This is a genomic window from Mesorhizobium loti, assembly GCA_014189435.1.
Classification (GTDB): Bacteria; Pseudomonadota; Alphaproteobacteria; order Rhizobiales; family Rhizobiaceae; genus Mesorhizobium; species Mesorhizobium loti_G.
Genome location: CP050293.1, coordinates 1788902 through 1801306, shown reverse-complemented (window position 1 = coordinate 1801306; position 12405 = coordinate 1788902). Strand labels below are relative to the sequence as shown.

General features: G+C 62.0%; 14 protein-coding genes and 1 tRNA gene. 5 read left to right on the top strand and 10 right to left on the bottom strand.

Going from position 1 to position 12405, the window contains the following annotated elements; genetic code table 11:
- Positions 1–8: 8 nt before the first annotated feature.
- From HB777_08690 to HB777_08680, 3 genes are all read right to left on the bottom strand, one after another.
- Positions 9–851, bottom strand: a complete 843-nt coding sequence (locus HB777_08690) for a hypothetical protein (protein ID QND63976.1) — start codon at positions 849–851, stop codon at positions 9–11.
- Positions 852–1119: 268 nt separating this feature from the next.
- Positions 1120–1195, bottom strand: a tRNA-Lys gene (locus HB777_08685).
- Positions 1196–1540: 345 nt separating this feature from the next.
- Complete coding sequence (locus tag HB777_08680; GenBank protein ID QND63975.1) at positions 1541–2449, bottom strand: PhzF family phenazine biosynthesis protein; 909 nt, start codon at positions 2447–2449, stop codon at positions 1541–1543.
- 101 nt (positions 2450–2550) lie between these two features.
- On the opposite strand from HB777_08680, the gene HB777_08675 reads away from it, so the two are divergent.
- From HB777_08675 to HB777_08665, 3 genes are read left to right on the top strand one after another with little or no spacing between them, the layout of a single operon-like run.
- The gene (locus HB777_08675; GenBank protein ID QND63974.1) at positions 2551–3843 is read left to right on the top strand and encodes an efflux RND transporter periplasmic adaptor subunit; all 1293 of its coding nucleotides are present in this window, start codon (positions 2551–2553) and stop codon (positions 3841–3843) included.
- Positions 3844–3847: 4 nt separating this feature from the next.
- Positions 3848–4558: an ABC transporter ATP-binding protein gene (locus HB777_08670; GenBank protein ID QND63973.1), complete on the top strand. Its 711-nt coding sequence runs from the start codon at positions 3848–3850 to the stop codon at positions 4556–4558.
- Positions 4555–5772, top strand: a complete 1218-nt coding sequence (locus HB777_08665; protein QND63972.1) for an FtsX-like permease family protein — start codon at positions 4555–4557, stop codon at positions 5770–5772. Before HB777_08670 ends, HB777_08665 begins: the two co-directional genes overlap by 4 nt.
- Before the next feature lie 112 nt (positions 5773–5884).
- Here HB777_08665 and HB777_08660 read toward each other — a convergent pair whose 3' ends face one another.
- Together HB777_08660 and HB777_08655 are read right to left on the bottom strand one after the other, a co-directional pair.
- Positions 5885–6373, bottom strand: coding sequence for an SRPBCC family protein (locus HB777_08660; GenBank protein QND68711.1), 489 nt, complete (start codon positions 6371–6373; stop codon positions 5885–5887).
- A 13-nt stretch (positions 6374–6386) separates the two neighbouring features.
- Positions 6387–6749 (bottom strand): helix-turn-helix transcriptional regulator, encoded by a 363-nt coding sequence (locus HB777_08655; GenBank protein QND63971.1) that lies wholly within the window; start codon positions 6747–6749, stop codon positions 6387–6389.
- Between the two features lie 169 nt (positions 6750–6918).
- Between HB777_08655 and HB777_08650 the strand changes: the two genes are divergently transcribed.
- Positions 6919–7161 carry a hypothetical protein gene (locus HB777_08650; GenBank protein ID QND63970.1) on the top strand — a complete coding sequence of 81 codons (243 nt, stop codon included), beginning with the start codon at positions 6919–6921 and terminating at the stop codon, positions 7159–7161.
- On the opposite strand, the gene HB777_08645 is transcribed toward HB777_08650, so the two are convergent.
- Together HB777_08645 and HB777_08640 are read right to left on the bottom strand one after the other, a co-directional pair.
- A complete protein-coding gene (locus HB777_08645) occupies positions 7158–7874 on the bottom strand; it encodes a hypothetical protein (protein ID QND63969.1) in 717 nt (238 codons plus the stop codon). The two genes, HB777_08650 and HB777_08645, sit on opposite strands and share 4 nt — an antisense overlap.
- Positions 7875–7890: 16 nt before the next feature.
- The gene (locus HB777_08640; protein ID QND63968.1) at positions 7891–9003 is read right to left on the bottom strand and encodes an endonuclease; all 1113 of its coding nucleotides are present in this window, start codon (positions 9001–9003) and stop codon (positions 7891–7893) included.
- Positions 9004–9192: 189 nt separating this feature from the next.
- Between HB777_08640 and HB777_08635 the strand changes: the two genes are divergently transcribed.
- A complete protein-coding gene (locus HB777_08635; protein ID QND63967.1) occupies positions 9193–9759 on the top strand; it encodes a BA14K family protein in 567 nt (188 codons plus the stop codon).
- A gap of 251 nt (positions 9760–10010) precedes the next feature.
- Here the strand turns inward: HB777_08635 and ilvC are convergent, their stop codons facing one another.
- The 3 genes from ilvC to HB777_08620 form a co-directional block, all read right to left on the bottom strand.
- Positions 10011–11030 carry a ketol-acid reductoisomerase gene (gene ilvC, locus HB777_08630; GenBank protein ID QND63966.1) on the bottom strand — a complete coding sequence of 340 codons (1020 nt, stop codon included), beginning with the start codon at positions 11028–11030 and terminating at the stop codon, positions 10011–10013.
- A gap of 23 nt (positions 11031–11053) precedes the next feature.
- Entirely contained in the window at positions 11054–11707 is a 654-nt protein-coding gene (locus HB777_08625) for a TetR/AcrR family transcriptional regulator (protein ID QND63965.1), read from the bottom strand.
- Between the two features lie 151 nt (positions 11708–11858).
- The gene (locus HB777_08620; GenBank protein ID QND63964.1) at positions 11859–12317 is read right to left on the bottom strand and encodes a winged helix-turn-helix transcriptional regulator; all 459 of its coding nucleotides are present in this window, start codon (positions 12315–12317) and stop codon (positions 11859–11861) included.
- Between the last annotated feature and the right edge of the window lie 88 nt (positions 12318–12405).

Sequence of the window (12405 nt, the reverse complement as noted above, 5' to 3'; positions counted from 1 at the left end):
GGCCTCGACTACTTTTGAGCCGTCTGCTCCCAGTTCTTGTTTCGAGCGAGCGTATCAAACTGGGTGACAGCTTTCTTCAAACACCCGAAAAGGTCTCTGAGATAGCCGTCTGTCAATCGCAGCTCTGATCCTTCAATTCTTACTCCCATCGGCACAAGCTCCAACTGGCTTGCACGAAGAAACCCAGCACTATGAGCTATGACGTTTCGCAGAAAGTATGCCCCTTGAAGCGTGGGAACTACGCTGTTGGGGAACTGAATATGCAGCTTGGACTGCAGGTATTTCTGTAAATCGTTGAAATTTTTTCTTCCTATATCTTCAATTTCACGCTCAGCGAGGAAGTCAACGATCCGATCCCTCGCCGAGATAATCTCTCTCGTGTCAACTAATTTTTGAGATTCAAGGAGATTTGGGTTGCCTACGAAAATCTCAGCTAGCGCCGACTGCAAATACCCTTCAAATGCGCTCCATGCAGAGACAAGAAGAAGGTTGTAAAGATAGTAATCAAGATCACTCAAAACGCGAAAATTATAGTCCATTACATCGTGAATTAAATTCATTTCCTTTTCAGAAAACTTAAATTGTATACTTCCATCAGGAAGATGCTTTGCACGTACGTCGTCATTATCATTGCCTTCTTCATCACCGCGATCGATTGCAGTAACAATCTTAGAGAGAATATCGCCAGACGACTTTTTGGCCCTAGCGATCCCTTCGGAAGAACCCTTTAGCAGCAGGTCAATTCGGGTCATATTGAGGGTGAAAACACTTCGGGCACTTTTGTCCTTCAGGGTTGCGACAAGGCTGAACGAATCACTGGAAAGTTCATCGGGCGGCGGTTCCTCGGTCACGTCATAAATCCCCTCCAGCCCAGTACAGTTTCAATTGTAGCAAGATCGTACATTTTCAGTACTTTGAATACAAGATCGTACATTTTCAGTACTTTGAATAGGCTATCAACTCTGCGATCTAAATGAGTTACCCTCAATATGGGTGTGCCGTATTCAGGCCAACTCGGGCGGAGTCTCGACAAGTACACACCGCACCGCCGGAGACAGCTCTTGAGCTGTCCGACGCGACGGCCGTTCTAAGGTCTTTCCACCAAATCCAGGAGATTTTTGGTGGGTGCGCACAGGATTGAACTGTGGACCCGCTGATTAAGAGTCAGCTGCTCTACCAACTGAGCTACGCACCCACTCGGCCGGCAAAAACCGGCGTTGGCGGGCATATAGCCGCCACCACCGGTCCTGTCCAGCCCTGCCGGAATCATTTCCCGACAAATCGCTCCTGGGTTTCGTCATCCCTGGGCGAAGCAGGAGCGAAGCTCCGTCGCGGAGACCCTGGGATCCATTCCGTGACATCGGCCGAAGAACGCAACGACGCAGAAAAGCAGCAATCTGCGAACGAGCAGAAGACGGCCGGCTCCATGAGCCTGGTCTGCACCCTCGGCGTTCTGCCGGACGGTCGCGGCATGGATCCTAGGGTCTTCGCAACGTCGCTTCGCTCCTGCTTCGCCCTAGGATGACGAAACGTAGTGGGCTCAAACGAACAGCTTGCCTTCCGCCACCTTCACCGCGTTGCCGCCAATGCGCGCCGAGGCCAGTTTTCCGCCTTGCACGGTCAGTTCGAGGCGGATGCGCGATGGCCGGCCCATCTCCAGCCCCTGCTCGATCCACAGCTGCGAAGTGCCGTCGGTCGGCGCGTCGAAATGCATGATCGCGCCGGCAAAGGCGGCTGCCGCCGAGCCGGTCGCCGGATCCTCATAGGAAGGCGTGCCAGGCACGATCATGCGTACATGGAAGGCGCTTTCGTAGTTCACCGTCTCGCGGCAGTAGACATAGGGGCTGGCGAAGGCCCACTCGCTCTTGCGCGGCGCCAGTTCCGACCAAGCCTGGTTGTCCAGCCGGACCCGGCCCGCCGCCTCGAGATTGGCAACCGGGATGGTCACATAAGGTACGCCGGCCGACCAGAACGCGACGCGGTGATTCTCGAAGCCGATCTCGTGCGGCGTCAACCCAAGGGCCGCACCGATCGCCTCCGGATCGGCCTCGAGCTTTAGCGGCTCCGGCAGCTTCGCCAGGTCGAACTCGGCAAAGGTGTTGCCGTCGTGCTTGCTGACGGCGCAACGCACCGGGCCGATGTTTTCCTCCAGCACGAAGATGCCGGCGCCGCCCTCTCCCGCCAGTTCGGCCAGCGCGATCGCCGACCCCACAGTCGGGTGGCCGGCGAACGGCATTTCATAGTCGGGCGTGAAGATGCGGATGCGATTTCTGTGCTTGGGATTGTCCGGCGGCAGCACGAAAACCGATTCGGACAGGTTGAATTCGCGCGCGATGGCCTGCATCGCGGCCGTGTCCAATCCCTTGCTGTCCAGCACGACGGCCAAAGGATTGCCGGCCAGTCGCTCGGTCGTAAACACATCGTAGAGCAAGTAATTCCGGGTTTTCATTCCTGCCTCAATCCCAACATGGGCGAAATTTAATTTGATATTTGAACCAGTAAGCCTGATCTGTGCACAGATAGGGACATTGCGCATTATAGGGGTCCAGCGTGGACCAGATTGTCAATCTGCCAAAGACGGAATCGGATTCCGCCATCGAGACGGCGCTTGGGCTCGACAGGCAAGGTCTGCGCAAGTCGCGCCGTCGCGGCTGGCTCTATGCGCTGCTGGCGCTGATCGTGCTCGTCGCCGGGCTTGGCGCCTATCAGTGGTATGCCGGCTCGCCTGCCAGGATTGATTACACCACCGTGCCTGCCGCCAAGGCTGATCTTACCGTCGCGGTGTCGGCGACCGGTACGCTGCAGCCGCTCACCCAGGTCGATATTTCCAGCCAGCTCTCCGGCATCATCCGGTCGGTGTCGGTCGAGGAGAACCAGCAGGTCAAGAAGGGCGACGTGCTGGCGGCGCTCGACACCACCAAGCTGCAGGTCCAGATCGAACGGGCGGAGGCCTCCGCCAAGGGCGCCGCCGCCAATGTCGAGGACGCCACGGTAACGCTCGCCGAAAACGAGAAGGCGCTTGTGCGCGCGGCGGCACTGACCAAGCGCGGCATGGCGACCGACCAGTCGCTCGAGGCGGCCACCGCGACGCGCGACCGTTCCAAGGCGGCGCTCGACAGCGCTCAGGCCAATCTCGCCATCGCCAATGCCGATCTGAAATCGCAGCAGACCGACCTTGCCAACAGCACCATCTATGCGCCAATCGACGGCATCGTGTTGACGCGCTCGGTCGACCCCGGCCAGACGGTCGCCTCCTCGCTGCAGGCGCCGGTGCTGTTCATCATCGCCGCCGATCTCAGGAACATGGAACTGGTGGCAGCGGTCGACGAAGCCGACATCGGCGCGGTCAAATCCGGCCAGCATGCCCGCTTCACCGTCGATGCTTTCCCCGAGCGGCCATTCGATGCCGAAATCCGCGACATCTCCTATGCCTCGGTCACCACCGACGGCGTCGTCACCTACAATGCGCGGCTTGAAGTCGACAACAACGAGCTGTTGCTGCGGCCCGGCATGACCGCCACCGTTTCGGTCGTCACCAAGCAGGCCAAGGGCGTGCTCACCGTGCCGGCCACCGCCTTCCGCTATCGCCCTGCGCAGCAGGCCGCCCGCGGCTGGAACCTGAGCGACCTGTTCACCGGCCGCATGGGCCGCCCCGGCGGCAACCGCCAGCGCCAGGCCGCCACAGTGCCCACCGACGGCTCGCGCACGCTCTACGTGCTGGAGAACGGGCGACCACGTCCGGTCAGCGTCAAGATCGGCTCCACCGACGGCGAACTGACCGAGATCATATCGGGCCTGGACGAAGGCGCTCAGGTCATCACCGCGTCGCAGCAGCGGAGTTGATGCCGTGGCCGCGGGCGCGACCCTCATCACCTTCGACAAGGTCTGGAAGAGCTACGGCCAGGGCGAAGCCAAGGTGCATGCGCTGGCCGGCGTCGACCTTGCCATTCGGCGTGGTGAATTCGTCGCCATCATGGGTCCGTCCGGCTCCGGCAAGTCGACGGCGATGAACATCATCGGCTGCCTCGACACGCCGACGGCCGGAACCTATTCCTTCATGGGCATCGACGCCGGCCGCCTCGACCGTAACCGTCGCGCCATGCTGCGCAACCTCTATGTCGGCTTCGTCTTCCAGGGCTACAATCTGCTGGCCCGCACCACGGCGGCGGAAAATGTCGAACTGCCGCTGATCTATCGCGGGGTCGCCGCCCGCGAGCGCCGCGACCTTGCCATGCAGGCGCTGGCGGAGGTTGGCCTTGTCGGCCGCGAGCACCACACGCCAGCCGAACTGTCCGGCGGCCAGCAGCAGCGCGTGGCGATCGCGCGCGCCATCGTCACGCGCCCGACGCTGCTTGTCGCCGATGAGCCGACCGGCAATCTCGACACCGCGCGCACGCACGAGATCATGGAGTTGCTGACCCGGCTGAACACCGAGCTTGGCCTGACCATCGCCATGGTCACGCATGAAGCCGACGTCGCCGACTATGCCGAACGCACCATCCGCTTCCTCGACGGCCACGTCGCTTCCGATTCCAGGAAGCTGGAGACGGCACAATGATCTGGGAAACCGTTCGCCTCTCGCTCCGCTCGATCCGTCGCAACGTGCTGCGCTCGTTTCTGACCTTGCTCGGCATCGTCATCGGTGTTGCGGCCGTCATTGCCATGCTCACCATCGGCTCCGGCACCACCGAAAAGGTCAAGGCCGACATCTCCAAGCTTGGCAGCAATCTGCTGGTCGTCCGCTCCGGCCGTCCGGCCGGCCCCGGCGCTCCGGGCGGGCTCGACCAGGTGGTGCGTCCGCTGGCAGAAAAGGACCTGGCAGCACTCGTTGCGCATCTGACCGGCGCGCGCGCCATTTCGCCGGCCTCGCAAAAGCAGGTCCGCGTCATCTTCGGCACCGAGAGCCTGACCTCGGGCGTCACCGGCACCGACAGCGCCTATCTCGATGCGCGCGACTGGAAGCTGGTGTCGGGTCGCCCGTTCAGCGATTCCGAAACCCGCTCGGGCACCGGCGTGTGCCTGATCGGCGAGACGGTGCGCCAGCAATTCTTCGGCGCCGGTGACCCCGAGGGCGAGATCATCCGCGTCAACCGCACCTCCTGCAAGATCATCGGCCTGCTCGAGCCCAAGGGCTATACCGGCTTCGGCCAGGACCAGGACAATGTCGTCCTGATGCCGCTGCATGCCTATCAGCGCCGTATCGCCGGCAACCGCGACATCGACAACATCTACATCGCCGCCGACGACCGCACACCAACCAGCGAGTTGCAGCCGCGCGTTGAGGACATCTTGCGCGATGCGCGCCGCATCACGCCCGAGCGCGAGAGCGATTTCGCCATCCGCGACATGACCCAGATCGCCGACGCCATGGCCAGCGCCACCACCACCATGACCGGCATGCTGGGCGCCGTCGCCGGTGTCAGCCTGCTGGTCGGCGGCATCGGCATCATGAACATCATGCTGGTATCGGTCACCGAACGCACGCGTGAGATCGGCATCAGGCTCGCCATAGGCGCGCATGAAAAACACATCCTCATCCAGTTCCTGGTCGAGGCGACAGTGCTGTCGCTGCTCGGCGGCATCATCGGCATCCTGATCGGCCTGGCACTGGCCGGCCTTGCCTCGGTGACGCTGACCATCCCGTTTGCGCCGAGCCCGGCGGTCATCCTGCTCGCCGTCGGCTTTTCTGCCCTGATCGGCATGGTGTTCGGCTTCTTCCCGGCATTGCGCGGCGCCAGGCTCGACCCGATCGACGCGCTTAGGCATGAGTAAGCCCAGGCCAACTCCGCCAAGGCGACCTCCATCCACAACCTTGGATGCTTGCTGACAACGCTGTCGCAGTCCGATCAACGACCGGTCAACGCTGTTCCACGCGCGGACGGCTTCATGACCGTCCCTCGCCCGCGCCCAGCGTGACGAGAAGCTCGTCCAACTGCTCGAACTGCTCGTCCATCGCATCCGCCGCCCCGGTGCCGGCAGCGTCGAGAGCTTCTTTCGAGGGATAGAGCTCGTGCAGGACCAGCAGCGTCTTGCCACCTTTTTCCTCGAAGGTCACCGTGGTGACGGGTCCACCGTCACCACCTTCGTCATTGGTCCAGACGAGGCGCGAGTGCGGTGTCACTTCGATATACCTACCGAAGAACTCGGCAGGGTTTGAGGCATCGTGGCCGAACACCAAGCGGTACCCGCCCCCGACACGAACATCCATATCGCAGGAACGCAGGAACATGCCCATCGACTTCGGCGCCCACCACCGCTTGAACAGCTCGGGCTTGGTCCACGCCTCGAAAACGATGCGCGCCGGGCCGTTGAAGGTTCGCGTAACGACGAGCTCACGCTCAGACTTCCGTTCCACCGTCGTGCGGTTCTTCATGGGGCTGGGCTTACTATCTCTTCTTTCGTCCATCGACTTTCTCCTTCCGTTTCAATTCCTCGACAACCTTGTCCAACTCGTCGAAGCGTGCGTCCCAGAGCCGGCGGTGCCTCTCGATCCATGCCGCCTCTTCCTCCAGTCCGTGTAGGCCGAGCTTGCAGGTCCGCACGCGCCCGACCTTCTCTGTGGTGACGAGCCCCGCCTGCTCCAAAACGCCGACATGCTTCTTCATGCCCGTGAGGGTCATGTGGAATTTCTCGGCAAGCTCCGTGATCGAAGCGTCCGAACGGCCGAGCTGCTCCAGAACGCCGCGTCGGGTGGCGTCCGAGAGCGCGGCGAACGAGGCATCTAAGCGGATCCGAGAATACTGAACCATCTGGTTCAGTATTAGCAGACGGATTGGCGGCATGCAAGGGGAGGCCCAGCGCGCGCTGCATTGCCGGCGGCCTTCACTGCCAAATCGACCTCATTTCGATGCAGATTCGATCGACTCGGCGATCCCCAGGCTTTAAGGCAAAGATATCTCTGGTCGGGGCGAATAACGCATGAGCAAGAAGGCGCGACTGATTCTGGCGATGATCATCATCGAGGTCTTCCTTGCAGGCATCTGGTGGTATCTCGCCCGCTACGGCATGGCCAATCCCGATCGCGTCACATCGGATTTCCAGGCAGTCGTCGGCCAGACGATGGGAATGGCGATGGGCGGCTTGCTGGGCATCGGCTTTATCCTGTTCCTCGTCGCCGCCCGCAACGATCGCAAGGACGCGCAGAACAAGACGCCCCGTTAATCGACGCCCGAAAAATGCCACTCGATCAGCGGCATCATGTGCGGTGACAGCCCAACCGGCAGGTCGGCGGCGTGCCGGATGATCACCGGCCCCTCGATCTCCGGCTCGGTCTCGGCCGCTACGAAGGCTGAGATGCGCCGGGCGATCTCGTCGGCGGGCGCTGTCTCGTGATAGCGGCGGAAGATCACCGTGCCGCTGTTGGTCGACAGGGCGTGCCAGCGCTTGCCGCGTTCGGCACCTGACAGGTCGAGACCGGTCTCCTCGCGCACCTCGCGGATCATGTTGAAGTCGACATCGACCAGACCATCGCGAAAATCGACAGGCTCGAACGAGCCGGCGGCGAAATAGACGCGGCCAGCATTGACCGTATGCGGTCCCATGCGGATCGCCACCAGCGCATTGTCGCCGGCCACCAGCACGGCATGGGCATAGGCATGCTCGGCGCCGGAATTGTCGCGCCGTTTTCGCCACAGCATGAACGTCGAGTAGTTGACCGCATGGCAGCGGCCGACGAGACGGTTGTCGCGGTAGACGAGTAGCGACAGCAGCACCACCGTGCCGTCGAACAGCGCTGGATTGGCAGCGATTTCGCGCTGCCAATTCTCGGCGATCGCCTCTGCATTATCCCTGGCGAAGGGATGCGGGCCAGGATCGAGCCGGACTTCGATGCCGTCGACCGGCAGGATGACATTGCGGGGCAGGTCGAAGCTCATCTCGTTCTAACGCAGCTCAGGCCATGTCCAGGGTGATCGCCACCGGGCAATGGTCCGACGCCTTCGGCCGGTCCCAGCCGGCGCGCGGAAAGCGCTCCACTTCCTGCCCCGGCGGAAAGATGGTGCGCCAGGGCTGGCCGTTGCGGATGATGTCGGGAACGGCAGTCGCGTTGCTGGCGGCGAGCCCTTTCGACAACAGGATGTAGTCGAGCTGGCACAGATGCCGCTCTTCCGGTCCGCGCGTGTGGTAGAAACTCCAGCGGTTCATCTCCGGCCGCCGCTCGACGACATTTTCGCAGAAGCCACCTTCTGTCAGTACGTTGATACAGGACACGGCCTCGTCGACCACCTCGAAGTGGTAGCCGTCGAACGCGTCGCCGGCGATCTTCACGCGCTGCCGGTAGTCGTTCATGTCGCCGCAGATCGCCCAGCGCTTGTCGGCGGCATGCTCCCCACCGAAACGCTCCTCGATGATCCGCCGCACGGCCTGCGCCTCCGCAGCACGCACCGGCATCGTCGCCTCGCGCCCGTCGAGCCCGTTGCGCGGCGAGCCCATCGACTTGAAATGCACGAGGTAGAGCGTCAGCGGCACGCCGCCCACGGTGACATCGACCTCCAGGCAGTCGCGCCGGAAGATGCGCTCATTGGCCTGGTTGCCGAGGGCCGCCAGCTCCGGCGTGTGCAGCCCGAACTGCTCGTAGGTGACATAGGCATGGCTGGTCATGCGCACGAATTCGATCGGCTGGCCCTGCGCGGTTTCGTTGCGCATCATCACGGCAACGTCGATGCCGCGCGAATCATTGCCCGATGTGGTGTATTTCTGCCGGTAGCCCTGCCCCACCATCTTGAACAAATAGCCGTATTCGAAGGCCTTCAGCGCCTCGATATTGTCGACCTCCTGCATGCAGATGATGTCGGCGCGGGTGGCCGCGATCGCCAGCGCCGTCAGCTGGCGCGTGTCGTCGGACTGGGCGATGGCGCGCGCCTGCTCCAGCATCTTGTATTCCGCCTCGCTCTGGATATCGAACAGCGCCAGCGTTCGATCCTCGTTGAGCTGGTTGCGATAGCCGGAAAAATCGAACCTGTTCATCAGGTTCTCGACATTGAAGGTGGCAAGGCGCAGCGACATGCCCTGACCTTTGCCCGCAAGTGCCGGAGAAAACAAGGTCGCAGGACCACCAGCTGGGATCGATTGGTCCTGGAGGTTTTCGCGCCATGGTTGACGGAACCTTTCCGTTCATCCGCCGTTCAGATGCAAACATCCATTGTTGCCCCATTCCTCGGGTGGGCGTGGGGCCTGTAACTCTTGGAGAGTGCAATGAATTCGCTCTTTTCTTCCACGGTCAAATCCGGGCTGATAGCCCTCGGTATCCTCTCCGGCGTCACGGCACCGTCCGCCGCCGGACCGATCATGCAGCCGAACATGTCGATTCCCACCAGCTCGGTGGCGCCGACTATTACACCGGTCCGTGACGGTTGGGCCGGCGACGGCCCTAACCGGCAGTTCAACGGCGACAATTGGAGATGGCGCCGTCATGACGGGCGTCGCAATTGGAACCGCGACAACTGGAATGGCGGAGGCAACTGGAATGGCGGCGATGACTGGCGTTGGCGTCACGGTCGCCGCCATGGCCGCCATTACGATGATGGAGCAGCCGCGATCCTGGGCCTTGGGCTGGGGCTTGGCCTCGGCAGCATGTACAACAACAACAATTATTACGACGGGCCGCCGCCGCGCCGCTACTACCGCACCTATCGGACGCAGCGGGTTTCCAATGCCCATGTCCAGTGGTGCTATAACAGGTACCGGTCGTATCGCGCCTGGGACAACACGTTCCAGCCCTACGGTGGCCCGCGCCAGCAATGCTGGTCGCCCTATAGCTAAGCCGCCCTGTCGGCGGAGGCATCCAACGGCGCCACTCCACCGTGGCGCCGTTTTTTTATCTGTGGGCAAGGCGCATCGGTGTGCTGGTGCATGGCCTCGACAAGCTCACTGCGAGCAACGCGCAGTGAGCCCGATTTGAGGTACGACTGAGTCCGAACCTTGGTTCTTGGCCCTGTCGACCAGCTTGTTCTAGATCCCCCGCGCGCCCGCAGGGCAAAGCCCGAGGACGCGCAAAGGCAACAACGTGTAGCTTAGTTCTTGGCCTTGTCGACCAGCTTGTTCTTCGAAATCCACGGCATCATCGCACGCAGCTTGGCGCCGACTTCCTCGATCTGGTGGCTGTCATTGTTGCGGCGGATGCCCTTGAAGCGCGACATGCCGGCGCGGTATTCCTGCATCCACTCCGAGGTGAATTTTCCCGTCTGGATGTCCTTCAGCACGCGCTTCATCTCGGCCTTGGTCTCGGCGGTGATGATGCGCGGACCCGAGACATATTCGCCCCATTCGGCGGTGTTCGAGATCGAGTAGTTCATGTTGGCGATGCCGCCTTCATAGATCAGGTCGACGATCAGCTTGACCTCGTGCAGGCACTCGAAATAGGCCATCTCAGGCGCGTAACCGGCTTCCACCAGTGTCTCGAAACCGGCGCGGATCAGTTCGACCAGACCGCCGCACAGCACAACCTGCTCGCCGAACAGATCGGTCTCGCACTCCTCGCGGAAATTGGTCTCGATGATGCCCGAACGGCCGCCGCCGACGCCGCAGGCGTAGGACAGCGCCAGGTCGAGCGCATTGCCAGAGGCGTCCTGGTTGACGGCGACCAGGCACGGCACGCCGCCGCCCTTCTGGTATTCGCCGCGCACCGTGTGGCCGGGGCCCTTCGGCGCGATCATGACGACGTCGACCGTCGACTTCGGCTCGATCAGGCCGAAATGCACGTTGAGGCCGTGCGCGAAAGCGATCGCCGCACCATCGCGGATGTTCGGCGCGATCTCTGATCTGTAGATGTCGGCCTGCAGTTCGTCGGGCGTTGCCATCATCATCAGGTCGGCCCATTTGGCAGCGTCCGCCACGCTCATCACCTTGAGCCCATCGGCTTCGACCTTCTTGGCGGTCGCCGAGCCGGCCTTGAGGCCGATGGCGATCTCCTTGGCGCCGGAATCCTTGAGGTTGAGCGCATGCGCCCTGCCCTGGCTGCCGTAGCCGATGATAGCGACCTTCTTGCCCTTGATCAGATTGAGATCGGCATCACGATCGTAATAGACGCGCATTTTGTCTTCCTTCCCGTTATGAATCAGAGGCCTTGCGGCCGGTTTTTGCTCTTGAAAAGAGCGAGAAACTGCTGCGTCGCCCGCGCGGCATCGCCGCCGATCGCCGCCTCAGTCAATTCCAGCCGGTCGCCGAGCAGCAGACGGATCTGCACATCGCGGGCGACCAGCCCGAAAAAGGTGCGGAACGCCGTTTCGGCATCCGCGAAATCCAAAAGCCCGGTCTGTCGGCCGGCCTCAAGCACAGGCTTCAGCCGTTTGGCCAATGCGAAGCGGCCGTTCTCCAGCACCACGGCGCCGAGATTGTCTTTGCCGGAACCGGCATGGCTGACCGCCACCCGGTTGAGCGCGATCGACGTGTCGCTTGAAATCACCTTAAGCCAGTCCGAGGCGAAGCGTTCGAGGCTTGCGGTCAGCGAGGCCAGATCAAGCCCCTTGCCGTCGACCTGCGCCACCCGCACTTTCGAAGCCTGCCATTGCACCGTCGCCGTCAGCAGTCCGTCACGATCGCCGAACCATTTGTAGAGCGTTTCCTTGGAGCAGCTGGCGCGGCGCGCCACGGCGGTCATGGTCAGCTGATCGCCCTCCTCGACCAGCAGCCGCAACGCTGCGTCGAGCACGGCCTTCTGCCGCTCCGTCAGCGCTTCGCTGGTGTCGATGTCGGGCACGATGTGCAACACGCTCTTCTCTCTAAAGGCAGGGCCACCGGTCACCCCGACAAGCCGTACCGTACGTTACGGTTCGGCATATTGCGCAATCCGCGGCCGCGCGCAAGAGGACGAGCGCAAAATATCTGCAAGTGGATGGGCGTTGCCGCGCGACAAGCCTCGCTTAATCGCTGGTTGGCGGATGGCGCAGCCGGCCAAGCAGAGCCGAGACCATGGTCAACTCATCCGCCGACAGTTTGGCGCCAACCAGTTCGGCGATCGAGCGTCCGTAGACAGCCCACATCTGGCGGCGTGTCTCTCGCCCGTTGGCCGTGATGCGGATGGTTTGGCCACGGCCGTCATCGGCCACCGGCAGTTTCTCGACGAGCCCATCGGCCTCGAGCCGGGCCAGCAGGCGCGAAATGTTGTATTGCGCAAAAAGGGTGCGCTCGATGAGCTGGAACGGCCGCAGCCCGCCCTCACCCGCCTCGGCAAGCTCATGCAGTACATCGTACCAGGCAAGCGGCGGCAGGCCGGCGGCCTTCAACGCGTCTTCGGCGCTCTCCATCAACTGGCGCGATACGCGCATCAGGCGAGCCCAGGCCTTTATGGCTCCGGGTGAAGGCGTGGCTTTCTCGGTCATGGCCAAGCATAGGCAATAGATGCAGATGCATCAAGCTTGACGATCGGTGCGCATGCATCTATATAGATGCAATTGCATTAACTTTGGA

What these genes read in the sequence shown, in the direction of transcription:
- HB777_08680 (QND63975.1), bottom strand. Translation starts at nt 2,449, where the DNA reads ATGAAAACCCGGAATTACTTGCTCTACGATGTGTTTACGACCGAGCGA.
- HB777_08665 (QND63972.1), top strand. Translation starts at nt 4,555, where the DNA reads ATGATCTGGGAAACCGTTCGCCTCTCGCTCCGCTCGATCCGTCGCAAC.
- HB777_08660 (QND68711.1), bottom strand. Translation starts at nt 6,373, where the DNA reads ATGAAGAACCGCACGACGGTGGAACGGAAGTCTGAGCGTGAGCTCGTC.
- HB777_08655 (QND63971.1), bottom strand. Translation starts at nt 6,749, where the DNA reads ATGGTTCAGTATTCTCGGATCCGCTTAGATGCCTCGTTCGCCGCGCTC.
- HB777_08650 (QND63970.1), top strand. Translation starts at nt 6,919, where the DNA reads ATGAGCAAGAAGGCGCGACTGATTCTGGCGATGATCATCATCGAGGTC.
- HB777_08645 (QND63969.1), bottom strand. Translation starts at nt 7,874, where the DNA reads ATGAGCTTCGACCTGCCCCGCAATGTCATCCTGCCGGTCGACGGCATC.
- HB777_08640 (QND63968.1), bottom strand. Translation starts at nt 9,003, where the DNA reads ATGTCGCTGCGCCTTGCCACCTTCAATGTCGAGAACCTGATGAACAGG.
- HB777_08635 (QND63967.1), top strand. Translation starts at nt 9,193, where the DNA reads ATGAATTCGCTCTTTTCTTCCACGGTCAAATCCGGGCTGATAGCCCTC.
- ilvC (QND63966.1), bottom strand. Translation starts at nt 11,030, where the DNA reads ATGCGCGTCTATTACGATCGTGATGCCGATCTCAATCTGATCAAGGGC.
- HB777_08620 (QND63964.1), bottom strand. Translation starts at nt 12,317, where the DNA reads ATGACCGAGAAAGCCACGCCTTCACCCGGAGCCATAAAGGCCTGGGCT.